The organism is Haematobacter sp., assembly GCF_032102465.1.
Taxonomy (GTDB): domain Bacteria; phylum Pseudomonadota; class Alphaproteobacteria; order Rhodobacterales; family Rhodobacteraceae; genus Haematobacter.
In genome coordinates this window covers 408,545-426,553 of the sequence record NZ_DAMDHB010000001.1, presented here as the reverse complement: position 1 = coordinate 426,553, position 18,009 = coordinate 408,545, and the positions used below count along the sequence as shown (strand labels likewise).

Genomic DNA, 18,009 nt, shown 5'->3' with positions numbered 1-18,009 from the left:
CATGCGTGCGAATCAGACGCCCGCTTGACCGCTCCCCGAAACCCGCTCATATGGCGCCATGACCGAGCTTTCGCTGATCCGCAACTTCTCCATCGTGGCCCATATCGACCACGGCAAATCCACCCTCGCCGACCGGCTGATACAGCTCACCGGCACGGTGGCCGAGCGCGATATGAAGGCGCAGCTCCTCGATTCGATGGATATCGAGCGGGAGCGGGGGATCACCATCAAGGCGAACACCGTGCGGATCGACTATCCGGCGAAGGACGGCAAGAGCTATGTCCTGAACCTGATCGACACGCCCGGCCACGTGGACTTCGCCTATGAAGTCTCGCGCTCCATGCGCGCGGTGGAGGGGTCGCTCCTCGTCGTCGATGCGACGCAGGGAGTGGAGGCGCAGACGCTCGCCAACGTCTATCAGGCGATCGACGCGGGGCATGAGATCGTGCCGGTGCTGAACAAGATCGACCTCCCCGCCTCCGACCCGGAGCGGGTGAAGGAGCAGATCGAGGATGTGATCGGCATCGACGCCTCCGACGCCGTCCCGATCTCCGCCAAGACGGGCCTCGGCATCCCCGAGGTGCTGGAGGCCATCGTTCACCGGCTGCCCGCGCCGAAAGGCGACCGTGACGCGCCGCTGAAGGCCATGCTGGTCGATTCGTGGTACGACCCCTACCTCGGCGTTGTTGTCATGATCCGCGTGATGGACGGCGTCATCCGCAAGGGTGACCGGATCAGGATGATGCAGACTGGCGCGCTCTACGGCGTGGACAAGCTCGCGGTGCTGAAGCCGCAGATGGTGGATATCGCGGAACTCGGTCCGGGCGAGATCGGTGTGCTCACCGCCTCCATCAAGCAGGTGCGTGACACCCGCGTGGGCGACACGATCACCCATGAGCGCAAGGGCACGGACAAGCCGCTTCCGGGCTTCAAGCCGGCGCAGCCGGTGGTGTTCTGCGGCCTGTTCCCGGTGGACAGTTCCGAGTTCGAGGCATTGCGCGACGCCATCGAGAAACTGGCGCTGAACGATGCCTCCTTCAGCTACGAGATGGAGACCTCCGCCGCGCTCGGGTTCGGGTTCCGTTGCGGTTTCCTCGGATTGCTGCACCTCGAAGTGATCCGCGACCGGCTGGAACGGGAATACGACATCGACCTGATCACCACCGCACCTTCGGTGGTCTATCACGTCTATATGCGCGACGGCTCCATGATGGAGCTGCACAACCCGGCCGACATGCCCGACCTGACCCATGTGGATCATATCGAGGAACCGCGGATCAAGGCGACGATCCTCGTGCCCGACGAGTATCTGGGGGACGTGCTGAAGCTCTGCCAAGACCGGCGGGGCGAGCAGCTCGACCTCTCCTACGCGGGGAGCCGGGCGATGGTGGTCTATGATCTGCCGCTGAACGAAGTGGTGTTCGACTTCTACGACCGGCTGAAATCGGTAACGAAGGGCTATGCCTCGTTCGACTACCAGATGGCCGGTTACCGTGAGGATTACCTCGTCAAGATGCAGGTGCTGGTGAACGATGAGCCGGTGGACGCGCTCTCCATCATGGTGCACCGCGACCGCGCGGAAGCGCGGGGCAGGGCGATGGTGGAGAAGCTGAAGGAGCTGATCCCCCGGCACATGTTCAAGATCCCGATCCAGGCGGCCATCGGTGGGCGGGTCATCGCGCGGGAGACGATCTCCGCCATGCGCAAGGACGTGACCGCCAAATGCTACGGCGGCGACGTGACGCGGAAGAAGAAACTGCTGGAGAAGCAGAAAGCCGGGAAGAAGAAGATGCGGCAGTTCGGCAAGGTCGAAATCCCGCAGCAGGCCTTCATCAACGCGCTGAAGATGGACAACTGACCGCCCTGTGCGCCTCACCTGATCTCCCGGCTGGTGAGGGCTGGCGGAAAACTCCAGTTCCGGGCGGTAGAGTTCCGGGCGGTAGAGTTCTCAGGGGCCGATCACGCCCGGCCGGTCCTGTAGCCGAAGGACCATGTCCCAACGGTCAAGCCCGTCGCCGAAGCCATCGGGCGTGACGGCGGCGGCAATGAAGCCGAAGCGCTCATAGAAGGCGCGGGTATGCTGGCTTGTGGCGAGAGCGACCTCCGTTATGCCCGGCAGGCGACGGGCGAGCGCCAGCCGCGCTTCCGTCAGCTTCCCGCCCAGCCCTCTCCGGTGCGCGGCGCGATCCACCATTCCCCAAGTGAGGATGGCGCGATGCGCTTCCGCATCGACGGACAAGCCGCCGCAGGCCAAGACCCTCTCATCGGACAGCAGCACCAGATAGGTCGCAGGCTCCATGGTGCGTAGATGGGTTTCAAATGCGTCCCTCTCCGACGGCGCAAAGAACCCTGGCACGTTGCTGTCGAATATGGCGAGGCAGGCAGCCGTGTCTGTGGGGAGCCAATGACGGACGGCAATGTTCTCCAGCACCGGGTCACCCATGTCCTCCCCATGAAAAAAGGGCTGCCTGCGGGGCAGCCCTCTCTCATTCCGTCATGCGGCTCACATCTGGGACTGGGCTTTCCGCGCTTCCCCGGTCAGGGCGGCGCCGCCGGACTGGATGTCATGTCCCGCACCTGCCATGGTGTTGCAGGCGGCGATGGCAAGGATAGCCAGCAACGGCAGAAGGCGAAGCGAGCGTTTCATGTCGAATACTCCTTTGGAATGCTGCCGTCTAACATTCGGGAACGGGCATGGGTTCCCGGTCAGGAAAGAAATTTATCGACCGCGGCCTCAACTTCGCGCGGGCGTTCCGCATGGAGCCAATGGCCGGCCCCGGCGATCTCCTCGAACACCGCGTTCGGGAACAGGTCCAGAATGCGCGCGTGCATCTCCGGGCGGACGTAGCGGGACTCGGCTCCGCTGAGAAACAGGGCAGGGCCGTCGAACCGGCCGGAGACTTCCGGGAAGCCGACGGCATTCGCCATGCCGCGTTCCAGTTCCTCCAGATTGAGCTTCCAGCGCGGGCCACCCTCTGCGCGAAGGTCCAGCGACTGAAGCAGGAAGGCGCGCGTCCCAGGGTCTTCGACCCCAGCCGCCAGCCGCTTGTCGGCCTCACCGCGGGTCGTGAGATCGGTAAGATCGAGGTCTCTCATCGCGTCTATCAGCGGCTGCTGCGTGTGATGATAGGCGACCGGGGCGATGTCGGCTACGACGAGCCTGCGGATCAGTTCCGGCTCCTGCAGCGCCAGCACCATCGACGCCTTGCCGCCCATGGAATGTCCCAGCACATCCGCTCGCCCGCCATGCGCACGGATCACCTCGGCGATATCGGCGGCCATGGAGGGGTAGTCATGCGGGGCGGCCCAGGCGCTGTCGCCGTGGTTGCGCTGGTCAACCGCGATGACCTGACGCCCCGCCGAAAGGCGCTTGGCGATGACATTCCAGTTCCGCGCGGAGCCGAAAAGGCCGTGCACGATGACAAGCGGGGGGGACTCGGCCGGTTCGCCGGTGATGATCGTGTTCAGCATATCCGGGTAGATATCGCCTGCCATGCGATCCGCCAAGGGGTTGCTGCGACGGAGCGGCGCACTAGCTGACTCACGGAAACGCGAGGGGTGTTGAAACGCGAGGCAGGGCGATGCGCAGGACGGATGACAGGGCGGACGATATCTCCACGCTGCTGTCGCGGCGGGCCGGGCTGCATGGCCGGACCCTGGCGGACAAGCTCTCGCATGCGCGGGGGGTGGTGCCCGGCTATGTGCGCAAGGAGGCCGGTCTTCTGGCGGAGGCGGAGCGGCTCCGGGGCCATCCGAAGCTCGCCGGACGGATCGCGGAGCGTGATCTCGACCATGCCTATCGCGTCTGCCGGGGGCATCTGGAGGGGCGGGACCGGCGGGGTCTCCGCCGCTCCCGGTTTCTCGACTGGCTGGCCGGGCTGGCCTTTCAGTTCTTGCTGCTCGCGCTGCTGATCGGCGCCGTGCTGGTCTGGCGCGGCTTTCTGTAGATCAGAGCGTCGGGTAGAGCGGGAAGCGCCCGCAGAGGGCGGCCACTTCGGCCTTTACCTTGGCTTCCACATCGGCATTTCCCGTGTCGCCGTTCGCCGACAGGCCGTCGGTCACCTCGACGATCCAGCGCGCGATCTGGCGGAACTCCTCCTCGGCAAAGCCCCGCGTGGTGCCCGCCGGTGTGCCCAGACGCACGCCCGAGGTGACGAAGGGTTTCTCCGGGTCGAAGGGCACGCCGTTCTTGTTGCAGGTGATATGCGCGCGGCCGAGTGCTGCCTCCGCAGCCTTGCCCGTCACATGTTTGGGGCGCAGGTCGGCCAGCATCAGGTGGTTGTCCGTGCCGCCGGAGACGATGTCGATGCCGCCCTTCTGAAGCTCGTCGGCCATCGCCTTCGCGTTCTTCACGATCTGTGCGGCGTAGGTCTTGAATTCGGGGCGCAGCGCCTCGCCAAGAGCCACCGCCTTGGCGGCGATCACATGCATGAGCGGGCCACCCTGAAGCCCGGGGAACACGGCGGAGTTGATCTTCTTGGCAATGTCCTCGTCGTTCGTGAGGATCATACCCCCCCGCGGCCCGCGCAGGGATTTGTGCGTGGTGGTGGTCACCACATGGGCATGCGGCACAGGCGAGGGATGCTGCCCGCCGGCCACCAGACCCGCGATATGGGCCATGTCCACCATCAGCCAGGCGCCGACCTCATCGGCGATCTTGCGGAACTCCGCCCAGTCCCAGATGCGGGAATAGGCGGTGCCGCCGGCGACGATCAGCTTCGGCTTGTGCTCATGCGCGGTGGCCCGGATCGCTTCCATGTCCAGAAGCTGGTCCTGCTTGCGCACGCCGTAGGACACGACATTGAACCACTTGCCCGACATGTTGACCGGCGAGCCATGCGTCAGGTGCCCGCCGGAGTTCAGGTCGAGGCCCATGAACGTGTCGCCCGGCTGGAGCAGGGCGAGGAATACCGCCTGGTTCATCTGGCTGCCGGAGTTCGGCTGCACGTTGGCGAACTTCGCGCCGAACAGCTCCTTGGCCCGTTCGATCGCCAGCGTCTCGACGATATCCACATACTGGCAGCCGCCGTAGTAGCGCTTGCCCGGATAGCCCTCGGCATATTTGTTGGTGAGCACCGAGCCCTGCGCCTGAAGCACGGCCAGAGAGGCAATGTTTTCCGAGGCGATCAGTTCGATTTCGTCGCGCTGCCGACCCAGCTCCTTGCCGATCGCGCCGAAGATTTCGGGATCGCGCGCTTCGAGTTGTTCGGTGAAGAAGCCGCTGTCGCGGATCGCTGCGGTCATGGGTGCCACTCCCTGCGGGTGCTGAAAGATGGGCGCTTTTAACGCAAGCCTCTCCGCGCCGAAAGCGGTAATGCGCCGCTTTTCCGCCCGAGCCGCTTGCCAACGGATTGCGGGCGGGCGAAGACAACGGGGCAGGGGGACAGAATGACGGACAAGAGGCGGATCGCCTTCCTCGCTTCGACTTCCGATCTCGCGCAGGATGCGCGGGAACGGCTGATCGCGCGCTATGGCGATGCTCCGGTGGAGGCCGCCGATGCGATCGTGGCGCTCGGAGGGGACGGGTTCATGCTCCAGACGCTGCACGGCACGCAGCATCTCTCCGTGCCGGTCTATGGCATGAACTGCGGCACCGTCGGTTTCCTGATGAACGAATTCGCGGAGACAGGGCTGACCCGCCGTCTGGCCGATGCGGAGGAGGAGGTCATCAACCCCCTCGCCATGACGGCGGAGGATGCCGCGGGCCGCATCCATGAGGCGCTGGCCATCAACGAGGTTTCTCTGCTCCGCGCCGGGCCGCAGGCGGCCAAGCTCCGAATCACGGTGGACGGCAAGGTGCGCATGGAGGAGCTGATCTGCGACGGCGCGCTTGTCGCGACGCCTGCGGGCTCCACCGCCTACAACTATTCCGCGCATGGGCCGATCCTGCCCATCGGCTCCGCCGTGCTTGCCCTGACGCCGATGGCGGCGTTCCGGCCGCGCCGCTGGCGGGGGGCCCTGCTGCCGCGAACCGCGACCGTCCGGTTCGATGTGCTGGAACCGCAGAAGCGCCCGGTCATGGCCGACAGCGACGGAAGGTCGGTGCGCGACGTGCTCTGGGTTTCCGTCCGCTCCGACCCTGCGGTGCGGCACCGCATCCTGTTCGATCCCGGCCATGGGCTGGAAGAACGGCTTATCCGTGAACAATTCGTCTGAGGACTGACATGACCAAGCGCTTTGGAGATCCCGTCGCCGACTGGACCGCCGCCCGGAAGCCGGAGGCGACGCCGCTGGCGGGCCGGTACGCGCGGCTCGAACGGCTGGAGGAGGATGCCCATGCCGCGCCGCTCCATGCGGCGAACGGGGCGGATGACGCGATCTGGGATTACCTTCCGTATGGGCCTTTCGCCACGGCGGAGGATTACGGAAGATGGGTGCGTGACGTGTCGGCGCTGGAGGATCCGTTCTTCTTCGCCATCCGTGACCTGGACCGGGAAGGCACCCCCGCCGGCGTGGCGAGCTTTCTGCGCATCACGCCGGATGTGGGCACCATCGAGATCGGGCACATCAACCTCTCTCCCGCGTTGCAGGGGCGGCGCGCGGCGACGGAGGCGCTGTCGCTGATGATCGGCTGGGCCTTCGATGCGGGCTATCGCCGGGTGGAGTGGAAATGCGACAGCTTCAACCTGCCCTCCCGGCGGGCGGCGGCCCGGCTGGGTTTCAGCTACGAGGGGACGTTCCGCCAGGCGACCATCACGAAGGGCCGCAACCGCGATACGGCATGGTTCGCCATCATCGACAAGGACTGGCCCGATATCCGCGCGGCGCATGCCGCCTGGCTTGATCCGGGGAATTTCGCGGCGGACGGGCGCCAGAAGACACGGCTTTCGGACCTGACCGAACCGCTGCTCGTCGCCCGCGACCCCGGGGCCGCGGGTTGAGACGCGCCCCGGAGATTGCACCACGCGGCCCCCGCGTGTAAGAGCGGCACCCAGAAAACCGCCGGAGAAGGCAGGAGGAACGAGCATGCGCAGGGTCGTCGTCACGGGTCTCGGACTGGTCACACCGCTGGCGTCGGGAGTGGAGGAAACCTGGTCCCGGCTGTTGGCGGGGGAGTCGGGGGCAGGCCCCATCACCCGGTTCGACACCACCGGCCTCGCCACGACCTATGCCTGCGAAGTGCCCTATGGCGACGGCACGGACGGAACGTTCAACCCCGACGAGTGGATGGAGCCGAAGGAGCAGCGCAAGGTCGATACCTTCATCCTCTACGGCATGGCCGCCGCCACCCAGGCGATCCGCGACAGCGGCTGGGAGCCCGCGACCGAGGAGGACAAGGAGCGGACGGGCGTGATGATCGGCTCCGGCATCGGCGGGCTGAACTCCATCGCGGAAACCGCGCTGCTCATCAAGGAGAAAGGTCCGCGCCGCGTATCGCCCTTCTTCATTCCGGGCGCGCTCATCAACCTTGTCTCGGGGCAGGTGTCGATCCGCTTCGGCTTCAAGGGACCGAACCATTCCGTCGTCACCGCCTGCTCCACCGGTGCCCATGCCATCGGCGATGCCGCGCGGCTCATCATGCTGGGCGATGCGGATGTGATGGTCGCGGGCGGCGCCGAGGCCGCGATCTGCCAGATCGGCATCGCGGGCTTCAATGCCTGCAAGGCGCTTTCCACCAAGCGGGCCGACGATCCCAAATCCGCCTCCCGTCCCTATGACGCGGATCGCGACGGCTTCGTCATGGGCGAAGGCGCGGGCATCGTCGTGCTGGAGGAATACGAGCACGCGAAGGCGCGGGGCGCGAAGATCTACGCCGAGGTGCTGGGCTACGGCCTCTCCGGCGACGCCTATCACATCACCGCTCCTGCGGAGGACGGTGACGGCGGCTTCCGCTCCATGAAGGCGGCGCTGAACCGGGCCGGGATGCAACCTTCCGACATCGACTACATCAACGCGCATGGCACCTCTACCATGGCGGATACGATCGAACTCGGCGCGGTGGAGCGGCTGATGGGCGATGCGGCAGCCTCCGCCACGATGTCCTCCACGAAATCGTCCATCGGCCACCTGCTCGGCGCGGCCGGGTCGGTGGAGGCGATCTTCTGCATTCTGGCGATCCGCGATCAGGTCGCACCGCCGACGATCAACCTCGACAATCCGGCCGTGGAACCGACGCTCGACCTTGCGCCGAACAAGGCGGTGAAGCGCAAGATCGACGTGGCGCTGTCCAACTCCTTCGGCTTCGGCGGCACGAATGCGTCGCTGGTGATCGGGCGGGTGACCGGCTGATGTGGCGTAACATCGCCTCCAACGCGCTGACGCTGTTCATCGTGCTTCTGGCGGCGGTGGCGGGCGTCGTCGCCTGGGGCAAGCGGGAGTTCTCAGGGCAGGGGCCGCTTGCGCAGGCGATCTGCTTTCAGGTGCCCCGCGGCGCCTCCATGAGCGCCGTCGCCGAACGGCTGGCCGATCAGGGTGCGATTTCCCACGCGGCCATCTTCCGCATCGGCGCGAACTACCGGGAGCAGTCGGGCAACCTGAAGTTCGGCTCCTACCTCATCCCCCCCGGCGCACCGATGGAGTCCATCCTCCAGAGCCTGACGCAGGCCGGACAGAGCACCTGCGGGACGGAGATCAATTACCGCATCGGCGTGCTTGTCGCCGATACCGTGGTACGGGAGCTTGACCCGACAACCAACCGCTACGTGGAAGTGGTGAAGTTCGACCCCGCGACGGAAGCGGCTCCGGCGCAATATGTCGATCTCGCCCAGGGGCAGGACGTGCGCTTCCGCGTGACGCTGGCCGAAGGCGTGACGAGCTGGCAGGTGGTCGAGGCGCTGAAACGCGCGGAGTTCCTCTCGGGAGAGGTGGGCACGGTCCCGGCGGAGGGATCGCTCTCCCCCGACAGCTATGAGGTCACGCGCGGCGGCAACCGGGCGCAGCTCATTGGCCAGATGGAGAACCGGCAGGCGGCGACGCTGGCGGATCTCTGGGCCAACCGCGCCGAAGGTCTGCCCTACGACACGCCGGAGGAGGCCCTCGTCATGGCTTCCATCGTGGAGAAGGAAACCGCGGTGCCGGAGGAGCGCCGCCGCGTTGCCAGCGTGTTCGTCAACCGTCTGGAGCAGGGGATGCGGCTCCAGACCGACCCGACGGTGATCTATGGCGTCACGCAGGGGAAAGGCGCGCTTGGCCGGGGCCTGCGGCAGAGCGAGCTGCGGCGGGTCACGCCGTATAACACCTATGTCATCGACGGGCTGCCGCCCACGCCCATCGCCAATCCGGGCCGGCTGTCGATCGAGGCCGCGCTGAACCCCGAGCAGACGGCCTACCTCTTCTTCGTCGCGGATGGCACGGGGGGGCACGCCTTCGCCACCACCCTGCAGGAGCATAACCGCAATGTCGCCCGCTGGCGGGAGATCGAACGGACGCAGGGCCTGCCGCCGGATGCGACCGGCACCAATGTCGGCGGCGCGGATCAGTAGCCCGACCCGCAGCCGGGGCGGGCCAAGTCAGACCTTGCCCGCCAGCCGCGCCTGTTCCCTGCTCAGGGCGGCCAGGATCATTTCCGCCTCATAGGGTTTCTGCACCACGGGGATGTTCTCGAACACCGAGGGAATGATGGAACTGTCGCCGTAGCCCGTGGCGAAGACGAACGGGATCTTCCGTCGGATCAGCTCCTCCGCCACCGTGAAGGACGTGTCCCGCCCGAGGTTCACGTCCAGAACGGCGAGATCGGGCGCCGCGCGCTCTATCATCGACAGGGCCTCTCCCGAGGCGCGGGCTGCGGACACGTTGTCATAACCAAGATCGCCCAGCATCGCCTCCACATCCATCGCGATCAGCACCTGATCTTCGACCAGGAGGATGTTCAGGTCATGCGCGGGCGCGTCGGCTTGTGACTCCGGCTTGGGCAGGGACATGGATTCCTCCGTGGGCGCGGGATCGGCTCCGCTCGGCGTAACATGCTGGGCAGGGATCAGGAAACGGGCGCGCAGCCCTTCTGGCGCGAAAACCACTTCCGCCTCGCCGTCCAGATCATGCGGGATGGAGCGGGTGATGAGTGTGGAGCCGAACCCGTCGCGCTTCGGCTCGACGACCTCCGGCCCGTCGCTTTCCGTCCAGGTGATCTCCACCGCTCCGTCGGCACGGCGCTGCCAGCCGACGAGCAGCCTGCCCTGAGGCTCCGACAGCGCGCCGTATTTCGCCGCATTGGTCGCCATCTCATGCAGCACAAGGGCCAGTACCGGGAAGGCGCGCACGTCAAGATGCACGGGTTCCCCGGAAAGTGTGACCGCATGGCCAAGATAGGGGCCGAGTTCCGCCCGCATCAGGTCATCGAGCATCCCGCCATCTTCGCCGCGGATCACCTGATCATGGGCATAGGCCAGCGCCTGAATGCGTCCGCGCAAATCCTCCACATAATCCCTCAGGCTACCGCCATCGACGACCGGCTGACCGATCAGCGACTTTATGAGCGCCAGCACGTTCTTCACCCGGTGGTTCAGCTCGTCGTTCAGCACCCGCTGTCGCAGGGCGGCGCGGTCGCGCTCATCGGCCAGCAACTCGCTGTGGCGGAGCAGGATTTCCGTGATCGCGCTGCGGATCGATTCCGCCGCGTCTATTTCCTGAACGGTCCAGGGGCGCGACTGCTGATAGACGGTCTCCTTCCAGATGGCGAAGCTGCGCCGGGGCGTAAGGCGGTCGCCATGGGGGCCGGTCGTATAGGTCTTGTTCGGGTCTCCGGCCCAGTCGAGCGACTGGATGATCTCCTTGCGGAAGAAGAACATGTAATCGCGCGGCAACTGCGACAGCGGGATGATGAGCAGGCCGGAGGCCGCCCCGTGATATTCCGCCGCTTCGGGCAGCACGGAGGACAGCGCATTGGTGGACCAGACCCGCCCCTGCGCCACATCCCGCAAATCGGCGACGATGCTCCGCGCCGCGCCCGGGGGCGGGGTGGTGCCGGTTTCTGTCCACAACCCGTCGATCAGCAGCGCCGCGCCGTCGGCATGCAGCACCTGCGAAAGCTCCGGCAGGCTGCGGACCAGCACCCGATCCGGCGGTGTGGTGCTGCCGAGATAGGTCAGTCGCTCCACGGTCGCCCGCACCTCACGCGCGAGCTCCAGCTTCTCCTGCCGCTGGAGGGAACTTAGCTGGAGGGAGAGGAACTCACCGAACATCTCCATCGACACGCGGAGCGACATCGGCAGGACACGGATTTCGTAATGGTGGCAGGCAATCAGCCCCCAGAGGCGCCCATCCACCACGATGGAGATCGACATGGAAGCGCCCACCCCCATGTTGCGCAGATATTCGCAGTGGATGGGAGAGACGGCGCGCAGATGGGCCTGTGACAGATCGAGCTTGCGCCCTTGGTCATCCACTTCCGGCAGAAGCGGGACGCGGTGGTCGGACGCATCGGATATGATGCGGATGGTGTTGCGCAGATAAAGCGCGCGGGCCTGGATGGGAATATCCGCTGCCGGGAAATACTGGCCGAGGAAGCTTTCCAGGTCATTCCGTTTCGTCTCGGCGATCACCTTGCCGGACCCGTCCTCCTGAAAGGCATAGGCCATCACCCGGTCATATCTGGTGGTGCCGCGGACCAGCCGGACAGCCTGCTGGATAAGGGCTGATTCCTGATCGATGCGGCGGATGCGGGCCATCAGGGTGCGGCTGATCTCCAGCGGTGCGCCGCCACCTTCCTCCGCGGGCTCGAACTCCACCACGATCTCGTCGCCGGAGCGGTGGATGGCGATGTCGAACAGGGGACTGCCCTCCCGTGCCTCCACGGCGAAGAGCAGGGCGGGACGGTCGATGGCGAGCAAGAGAGCGTTGCGGAGCCGGTGAAGGGTCCCACGTCCCAGAACGGCGTCGGTCGATGTGCCGGGACGGAGCTCGGGCGCCTCCAGCATGGCTGCGGCATTGGCGGAGACACGGGTCACCACCGTAAGATCGCCGCTCAGGGCCAGCAGACAGCCATGCGGTTGAGTGGCGCCGGGAATGTGGATCGGCTCGCGGTCGCAGGTCGTCAGATCGAGCTGGAAGTCTCCCTGCATCAGTCCCTCTTTCCGAAGGCGTTCTGGGCGAGGGCGAAGCAGGTGCTGCTCGCCGTTGCGGCCAGACCCAGATCGAAGTCGCTCTCCGCCTCCAGCCGGACGAGGAACTCCCGCCACTCGGGCACGCGCCCCGCCTGAAGGGCAAGGTGCCGCGCTCCGTGGTCGCCCGTCAGGCCAAGCGTCTGTGCCCGCCGCAGCAGCACCTGCGCCCCGAGGGTCGCGCCTTCCAGAACGTAGAGCGTGCCGTAAGCCGTCTCGCGCCGCGCATCAAGAAGGGGGCCTCCCGCCAGCGGGGCCATCGGTGTCAGGCCAAGATCGCCGATATCGGAGAGGAGGGCGGGAGCCACGCGGGCCGGCCGCCAGCCCCGAAGCCCCTCCGGCAGCGGCATGCTCTCCAGTGCCGTCTCCACCACCGCCCTGAACCGGTGAAGCGCCAGGAGATAGTCCCCATAGCCGGCCAAGCTGTCCACGCCGCCGACGGCCTTGTCCACGGCGTCATGCGAGGCATGCGTTGCGGCCCGCAGGTGCCAGCGTCGCGGCATATCCGTCATGAAAGTTCCCTTCTCGCCAGGCATTCCGGTGCAGGCCGCACCCTTCCCGCACGCGGCCGGCCAACGCATGGGATACGGGGGGAGGTATAGTGCTCTTTGACGGTCTCGCCAGAGCTAGTGAATGCTTTCGCTGATCGGCTTCAGCGGCAGATCGTCATGCGGGGGCACCGTCTGCCGTTCGATCATCCGGTGAACGCGCGGTGGCGCATCGCCGGAATGAAGGGTGCGGAGCCGCTTGGTGATCTCATAATCCCCGACGGTACGGCGCTGGTTATGGCGGAGGTAGTCCATCCATGTCGGCACATGATAGCTTTCCGTCCAGAGGTCCGGCTGTTCGAGGTCACGCAGGAGCGCCCATTGGCGCGCGCCATCCCGGATGCGGATGCGGCGGCGCTCGCTCATCGCGGCAAGGAAGTCGTCGGTGTCCTCGGGGCGGATGACGTAATCGACCATGATCATCAGCGGCCCGCTGCGCTGCTTGATGTCCAGCCGCAGCGCCGGTTCGTTGAAGCGCTCCAGCGGGTCGAGGTTCACGGTGCCGAAGGCCGGCAGGCTCCAGCCCAGCCCGAGCGCCATGCCGAGGACCAGCGTGATTGAGGCCGCGAGCAGCGCGACATCCACCCCGTATCCCTCCGCGATCATGCCCCAGACCCAGCTCCCGATCGCCATGCCTCCAAAGGTGAAGGTCTGATAGAAGGCAAGCGCCCGGCCCACGACCCAGCGGGGCGTGGAAAGCTGCACCGTCACGTTGAAGAGCGACAGCGCCATGACCCATCCCGCGCCGCCCAGCAGAAGGAACAGGCAGCTCAGCCACAGGTCCCGGCTGATGGCGAGAACGGCCGTGGTGATCGCCACGGCGAGAAAGCCGCAGCGGGCGACATTCTCGTTCGACAGCACTTCCCGCAAGCGTGCGTTGGAGAGCGCCCCCCCGATCGCGCCCAGGCCGAAACAGCCGAGCAGCAGGCCATAAGTCAGCGCGGTGCCGTTCAGCAGCCGCTGCGACACGACCGGCAGCAGCGCCAGGATGGAGACTGCGGAGAAGCCGAAGCAGAAGGCCCGCAGCATCACTTTCAGCAGATGCGGCGACATGGAGACATAGCGCAGGCCGGAGCCGATGGCGCGGCCCAGCGGTTCACGCGCAAGCGGTGCGGGTTTGGGCTCCGGCTTCCAGCGCCAGAGCGCGAAGATGAGCGAGACATAACTGAGCGCGTTCAGCGCGAAGGCCACCGCCGCTCCCGCCGTCGCCACGATAATGCCGCCGATGGCCGGCCCGACGCTCCGCATCAGGTTGAAGCCCATGGAGTTCAGCGACACGGCCTGAGCCAGATCCTGCCGGGGAACGATGTCGCCCATGGAGGATTGCCATGACGGGTTGTGAAGCGCAGTGCCCACGCCGATCAGGAAGGTGAAGCCCAGAAGCGTCCAAGGCGTCAGCAGTCCGGCAAAAGCGGTCAGCGCCAGTCCGATGGACACGAGCAGCATGAAGGACTGCGCGAACAGCATGATCCGACGCCGGTCGAGCGTATCGGCCAGTGCACCCGCCGGGATGGAGAACAGCATGATCGGCAGCGTGGTGGAGGCCTGAACCAGCGCCACGAGACCGGTGGACGTGGTCAGCGTGGTCATCATCCAGCCCGCGCCCACGCCCTGTATCAACCCACCGAGGTTGGACAGCAGCGTGGCCATCCACAGCATCCGAAACGTCTTGTGACGGAAGGGGGCGAGAGAGGAGGGGCGTTCAGGCACGGAAGCGTCCTCGCATGGCTGCTTAACGACCGAATATGTCGTTCTGGCTGCAACGGCAATGGCGCGATAGCTGCGCACCGCAGGATGTGACCTTTCCGCGATAAACGGGAACATCGCCGCTTAAGCGGCGTTTCATTTCCCGATCGCGGAGGGTGCGAGATGCGCGATGAGGAGTTGGTACTGCCGCTTGCCGAGGAACACGCGACGATCTCCGTGAGAAACAGCGTGTCAGGCCGGGTGAGCGTTCATCTTCGTACTGAAACCGTTGTCGAGACTGCGGAAGTGGAACTGGCTTCCACGGAAGTGGAGGTGAAGCGTGTTGCGATCAACCGGGAGGTGGATGCGGTCCCCGAGACGCGTGTCGAGGACGGTGTCACAATCATCCCCGTGGTCGAGGAACGTCTGGTCGTCCAGCGGCGGCTGGTACTTACGGAAGAGATACATCTGATCCAGCGCCAGAGGCGCGACGCCGTTTCCATGCCCGTGACCCTGAGGCGTCAACGGGCGGAAATCTTCAGAAGCGGCGGATCGTCCGAGGCTTCATCCATGAGAGAGGACCATATCATGGCCGACTATGGAAACCGGAACTTGACGGCATTTTTCGACAGCAAGGCGGAGGCGGACAAGGCGCGGAACGCGCTGAAGGCTCTGGGCCTCCCCGACAGTTCCATCCGCGTTACCGGGGGCGAGGAATATGCCGGCCGCGCCTCCTCGGATTATGAGGATCGCGGCTTCTGGGAGAGCATCTCCGACTTCTTCTTCCCCGGCGACGAACGCGAGACCTATGCCGAAGGGCTGCGCCGCGGGGGCTACCTCGTTGCAGTGAGCAATGTGCCTGACGACAAGCATGATCACGTGCTCGACATCCTGGAGGACGAAGGGGCCATCGACCTCGACGTTCGCGCGGATGAATGGCGTCAGCAGGGCTGGGGCGGAGAAACCGCGACCGGTGCGGCCACCGCCGCTGCGACCGGTGCGGCAGCGACTGCGGCAGCGGCAATGAGCAGCACGCGCGGCGATACGATGCCGAAGCAGATGGCCGCGTCGCAGCAAGCGACTTCCGGCCAGATGGGCGGCACCGTCGGCAGCGCTCCGACTGCTGCGGCCTATGATGCAGCACGTGCCTATTCCGACAGGGACGAGGAAGAATATCGCGCCACCGACGAGATCATCCCGATCGTCGAGGAGCAGCTCCGCGTAGGCAAGCGGGACGTGAACCTTGGCCGGGTGCGGGTACGCTCCTACGTGGTCGAGACGCCGGTCTCCGAGGAGGTCACTCTCCACAGCGACCACGTCGAGATCGACCGTCATCCGGTGGATCGGGCGGTGAAGGCGGGTGAGGATCTGTTCCGCGAACGCGTGATCGAGGCCGAGGAACACGCGGAAGAAGCCGTGATCAGCAAGGAAACCCGGGTGAAGGAGGAGATCGCGCTCCGCCGTCATCAGGAGGATCACACCGAGACCGTATCCGACAAAGTGCGCCACACCGAGGTGGAGATCGAGGATGCGCGCAAGGAAATGAAAACGCGGAGCGCCGAAGTCATCGACTCCAAGGATATGGCGGCGATGCGGGATACGAAGGACAAACCCGTTCGCCCCATCTGACTCCGGGCCGGCGGTGGGCCGCCTTTGGGAGACTCTGACACTTCTGGGGCCGGCTCATTATCGGGCCATCTGACCCTCGGGCCGCCTGACCATCCAGCCGCCTGACCCTTGGGCCGCCTCATTGTCGGGAACGCATCGCGAGGGGGCGGCAGCAGGAGCCGCCCCCTCGCTTGCTGACGGTTCAGGCTTCGGAGCCATCTTCCATGGCTTCCAGCTCATCTATGAAGCCGGAAATCATCGACAGGCCCTTGTCCCAGAAGGCGGGATCCGTCGCGTCCAGCCCGAAGGGGGCGAGAAGTTCCTTGTGATGCTTCGACCCGCCCGCCTTCAGCAGCGCGAAATACTTGTCCTGGAAGGAGGGATCGCCTTCCTCATAGACCGCGTAGAGCGCATTCACCAACCCGTCGCCGAAGGCATAGGCATAGACGTAGAACGGCGAATGCACGAAGTGCGAGATATAGGTCCAGTAGGTCTCGTAGCCTTCCATGAACCGGAAGGCATCGCCGAGGCTTTCCGCCTGCACGGACATCCAGAGCGCGTTGATGTCCTCTGGCGTGAGCTCACCCTCCCGGCGCGCGGCATGCAGCTTGCATTCGAAATCATAGAACGCGATCTGCCGGACGACGGTGTTGATCATGTCCTCCACCTTGCCGGCGAGGAGCGTCTTCTTCTCTTCCGGCGTCTTCGCCTCCGCCAGCAGTTTGCGGAAGGTCAGCATCTCCCCGAACACGCTCGCCGTTTCTGCCAGCGTCAGCGGGGTGGAGGACAGAAGCTCTCCCTGTCCCGCGGCCAGCACTTGATGCACCCCATGGCCCAGTTCATGGGCAAGCGTCATCACATCCCGCGGTTTGCCGAGGTAGTTGAGCATGACATAGGGATGCACTTCGGTGACGGTCGGATGCGCAAAGGCACCGGGCGCCTTGCCGGGCTTCACGCCCGCGTCGATCCAGCCCTTGGTGAAGAACGGCTCCGCGATCTCCGCCATCTTGGGGGAGAAGTCGGAATAGGCGTCAAGCACCGTCTTCTTCGCCGTCGTCCAGTCCACCGTTGTCGGTGCATCGACGGGAAGGGGGGCGTTCCTGTCCCAGATCTCCAGATGGTCTAGCCCCATCCACTTCGCCTTCAGACGGTAGTAGCGGTGGGAGAGCTTCGGATAGGCCGCGACCACGGCGTTGCGCAGCGCCTCCACCACCTCCGGCTCCACCTGATTGGACAGATGGCGGGCGGTCTGGGCGGTCGGCATCTTGCGCCAGCGGTCCTCGATCTCCTTTTCCTTGGCGAGCGTGTTGTGGACACGGGAAAAGAGCTTGATGTTCTGGCCGAACACCCGCGCCAGCTCCCGCGCCGCCGCTTCCCGCGTTGCGCGGTCGGTGTCGGTCAGCAGATTGAGCGTGGCCTCAAGGTTGAGCGTCTCGTCCTTGACGGTGAACTCCAGCCCGGCGGTCGTCTCATCGAACAGCCGGTTCCACGCAGCAGCCCCGACGGCGGACTGGTCGTGCAGGAACGTCTCCAGCTCATCGGAAAGCTGGTAGGGGCGCATGGCGCGGATCCGCTCGAAGATCGGCTTGTAGCGGGCGAGATCGGCGCTCTCCGCAAAGCGAGCCTCCAGCGCCGCATCGTCGATCCGGTTCAGTTCGAGCGAGAAGAAAACCAGCGGCGTGGTGAAGGTCGTGATCCTGTCCTGACAGTCGGAGAGGAACTTGGCCCGCGCGCTGTCCATGGTGTTCTGATAGTAGCGCAACCCGGCATAGGACATGACCCGCCCCGCCACGGTGTCGATCCGCTCATAGCGGCGGACGACCTCCAGCAGCCCCGCCGCGTCCAGATCGGCCAGACGACCCTGATAGGACGCGGCGAAATCGGCGCATTCGGCCTCCAGCCAGTCCATGTCCTCCCTGAGCTTCGGTGCGTCCGGGGCGGCGTAGAGGTCGGTCAGGTCCCATTCCGGCAGATCGCCGAACGCGGCTGCGCCGGAGGCGGTGTCGAAAACGGGTCGGGGGAGGGGCAGGGCCATGGCAAGTCTCCTTTTGCGCCATAAACTGGTGCGGTCGGCGGGAGAGTGCAAGCTGTAGCAACGCCGGACGGCGGCGCGCGGACGGTGGTGTGAT

The 18,009-nt window shown here is 65.7% G+C and carries 15 protein-coding genes; 7 read left to right on the top strand and 8 right to left on the bottom strand.

Annotation, left to right across the window (positions count from 1 at the left end; all coding sequences use genetic code 11):
- Positions 1-58 precede the first annotated feature (58 nt).
- Positions 59-1,858 carry a translation elongation factor 4 gene (lepA, locus tag RT513_RS02060; RefSeq protein ID WP_088216227.1) on the top strand — a complete coding sequence of 600 codons (1,800 nt, stop codon included), beginning with the start codon at positions 59-61 and terminating at the stop codon, positions 1,856-1,858.
- Positions 1,859-1,948: 90 nt separating this feature from the next.
- Here the strand turns inward: lepA and RT513_RS02055 are convergent, their stop codons facing one another.
- Genes RT513_RS02055 through RT513_RS02045 form a run of 3 tightly spaced genes read right to left on the bottom strand, consistent with a single transcriptional unit; the run spans position 1,949 to position 3,471 of the window.
- Entirely contained in the window at positions 1,949-2,443 is a 495-nt protein-coding gene (locus RT513_RS02055) for a GNAT family N-acetyltransferase (protein ID WP_290689762.1), read from the bottom strand.
- A gap of 60 nt (positions 2,444-2,503) precedes the next feature.
- Entirely contained in the window at positions 2,504-2,647 is a 144-nt protein-coding gene (locus RT513_RS02050; RefSeq protein WP_088216225.1) for an entericidin A/B family lipoprotein, read from the bottom strand.
- A 59-nt stretch (positions 2,648-2,706) separates the two neighbouring features.
- Positions 2,707-3,471 carry an alpha/beta fold hydrolase gene (locus RT513_RS02045; protein ID WP_290689817.1) on the bottom strand — a complete coding sequence of 255 codons (765 nt, stop codon included), beginning with the start codon at positions 3,469-3,471 and terminating at the stop codon, positions 2,707-2,709.
- Positions 3,472-3,581: 110 nt separating this feature from the next.
- Between RT513_RS02045 and RT513_RS02040 the strand changes: the two genes are divergently transcribed.
- Positions 3,582-3,947, top strand: coding sequence for a hypothetical protein (locus tag RT513_RS02040; protein WP_290689760.1), 366 nt, complete (start codon positions 3,582-3,584; stop codon positions 3,945-3,947).
- Between the two features lies 1 nt (position 3,948).
- On the opposite strand, the gene glyA is transcribed toward RT513_RS02040, so the two are convergent.
- Positions 3,949-5,244: a serine hydroxymethyltransferase gene (gene glyA, locus RT513_RS02035; RefSeq protein ID WP_290689759.1), complete on the bottom strand. Its 1,296-nt coding sequence runs from the start codon at positions 5,242-5,244 to the stop codon at positions 3,949-3,951.
- Between the two features lie 144 nt (positions 5,245-5,388).
- Here glyA and RT513_RS02030 point away from each other — a divergent pair, with 144 nt between their 5' ends.
- The 4 genes from RT513_RS02030 to mltG all read left to right on the top strand — a co-directional run bounded on the left by RT513_RS02030 (position 5,389) and on the right by mltG (position 9,422).
- Complete coding sequence (locus tag RT513_RS02030; protein ID WP_088216222.1) at positions 5,389-6,156, top strand: NAD kinase; 768 nt, start codon at positions 5,389-5,391, stop codon at positions 6,154-6,156.
- Between the two features lie 8 nt (positions 6,157-6,164).
- Positions 6,165-6,881: a GNAT family N-acetyltransferase gene (locus RT513_RS02025; RefSeq protein ID WP_290689756.1), complete on the top strand. Its 717-nt coding sequence runs from the start codon at positions 6,165-6,167 to the stop codon at positions 6,879-6,881.
- 85 nt (positions 6,882-6,966) lie between these two features.
- Positions 6,967-8,229: a beta-ketoacyl-ACP synthase II gene (gene fabF, locus RT513_RS02020; protein ID WP_290689755.1), complete on the top strand. Its 1,263-nt coding sequence runs from the start codon at positions 6,967-6,969 to the stop codon at positions 8,227-8,229.
- Positions 8,229-9,422: an endolytic transglycosylase MltG gene (gene mltG / locus RT513_RS02015; protein WP_290689754.1), complete on the top strand. Its 1,194-nt coding sequence runs from the start codon at positions 8,229-8,231 to the stop codon at positions 9,420-9,422. Before fabF ends, mltG begins: the two co-directional genes overlap by 1 nt.
- 27 nt (positions 9,423-9,449) lie before the next feature.
- Here mltG and RT513_RS02010 read toward each other — a convergent pair whose 3' ends face one another.
- The 3 genes from RT513_RS02010 to RT513_RS02000 all read right to left on the bottom strand — a co-directional run bounded on the left by RT513_RS02010 (position 9,450) and on the right by RT513_RS02000 (position 14,296).
- Positions 9,450-11,999, bottom strand: a complete 2,550-nt coding sequence (locus RT513_RS02010; RefSeq protein WP_290689752.1) for an HWE histidine kinase domain-containing protein — start codon at positions 11,997-11,999, stop codon at positions 9,450-9,452.
- A complete protein-coding gene (locus RT513_RS02005; RefSeq protein WP_290689751.1) occupies positions 11,999-12,550 on the bottom strand; it encodes a biliverdin-producing heme oxygenase in 552 nt (183 codons plus the stop codon). The genes RT513_RS02010 and RT513_RS02005 overlap by 1 nt, the downstream gene beginning before the upstream one ends.
- A gap of 114 nt (positions 12,551-12,664) precedes the next feature.
- Positions 12,665-14,296, bottom strand: a complete 1,632-nt coding sequence (locus tag RT513_RS02000; RefSeq protein ID WP_088216280.1) for an MFS transporter — start codon at positions 14,294-14,296, stop codon at positions 12,665-12,667.
- A 159-nt stretch (positions 14,297-14,455) separates the two neighbouring features.
- On the opposite strand from RT513_RS02000, the gene RT513_RS01995 reads away from it, so the two are divergent.
- Entirely contained in the window at positions 14,456-15,901 is a 1,446-nt protein-coding gene (locus RT513_RS01995) for a YsnF/AvaK domain-containing protein (protein ID WP_290689750.1), read from the top strand.
- 181 nt (positions 15,902-16,082) lie between these two features.
- Here RT513_RS01995 and RT513_RS01990 read toward each other — a convergent pair whose 3' ends face one another.
- Positions 16,083-17,915 carry a M3 family oligoendopeptidase gene (locus tag RT513_RS01990; RefSeq protein ID WP_290689749.1) on the bottom strand — a complete coding sequence of 611 codons (1,833 nt, stop codon included), beginning with the start codon at positions 17,913-17,915 and terminating at the stop codon, positions 16,083-16,085.
- Positions 17,916-18,009 lie beyond the last annotated feature (94 nt).

Excerpts from the sequence above, each read along its gene's own strand:
- lepA (WP_088216227.1), top strand. The coding sequence starts at position 59 with ATGACCGAGCTTTCGCTGATCCGCAACTTCTCCATCGTGGCCCATATC.
- RT513_RS02055 (WP_290689762.1), bottom strand. The coding sequence starts at position 2,443 with ATGGGTGACCCGGTGCTGGAGAACATTGCCGTCCGTCATTGGCTCCCC.
- RT513_RS02050 (WP_088216225.1), bottom strand. The coding sequence starts at position 2,647 with ATGAAACGCTCGCTTCGCCTTCTGCCGTTGCTGGCTATCCTTGCCATC.
- RT513_RS02045 (WP_290689817.1), bottom strand. The coding sequence starts at position 3,471 with ATGCTGAACACGATCATCACCGGCGAACCGGCCGAGTCCCCCCCGCTT.
- RT513_RS02040 (WP_290689760.1), top strand. The coding sequence starts at position 3,582 with ATGCGCAGGACGGATGACAGGGCGGACGATATCTCCACGCTGCTGTCG.
- glyA (WP_290689759.1), bottom strand. The coding sequence starts at position 5,244 with ATGACCGCAGCGATCCGCGACAGCGGCTTCTTCACCGAACAACTCGAA.
- RT513_RS02030 (WP_088216222.1), top strand. The coding sequence starts at position 5,389 with ATGACGGACAAGAGGCGGATCGCCTTCCTCGCTTCGACTTCCGATCTC.
- RT513_RS02025 (WP_290689756.1), top strand. The coding sequence starts at position 6,165 with ATGACCAAGCGCTTTGGAGATCCCGTCGCCGACTGGACCGCCGCCCGG.
- fabF (WP_290689755.1), top strand. The coding sequence starts at position 6,967 with ATGCGCAGGGTCGTCGTCACGGGTCTCGGACTGGTCACACCGCTGGCG.
- mltG (WP_290689754.1), top strand. The coding sequence starts at position 8,229 with ATGTGGCGTAACATCGCCTCCAACGCGCTGACGCTGTTCATCGTGCTT.
- RT513_RS02010 (WP_290689752.1), bottom strand. The coding sequence starts at position 11,999 with ATGCAGGGAGACTTCCAGCTCGATCTGACGACCTGCGACCGCGAGCCG.
- RT513_RS02005 (WP_290689751.1), bottom strand. The coding sequence starts at position 12,550 with ATGACGGATATGCCGCGACGCTGGCACCTGCGGGCCGCAACGCATGCC.
- RT513_RS01995 (WP_290689750.1), top strand. The coding sequence starts at position 14,456 with ATGCGCGATGAGGAGTTGGTACTGCCGCTTGCCGAGGAACACGCGACG.
- RT513_RS01990 (WP_290689749.1), bottom strand. The coding sequence starts at position 17,915 with ATGGCCCTGCCCCTCCCCCGACCCGTTTTCGACACCGCCTCCGGCGCA.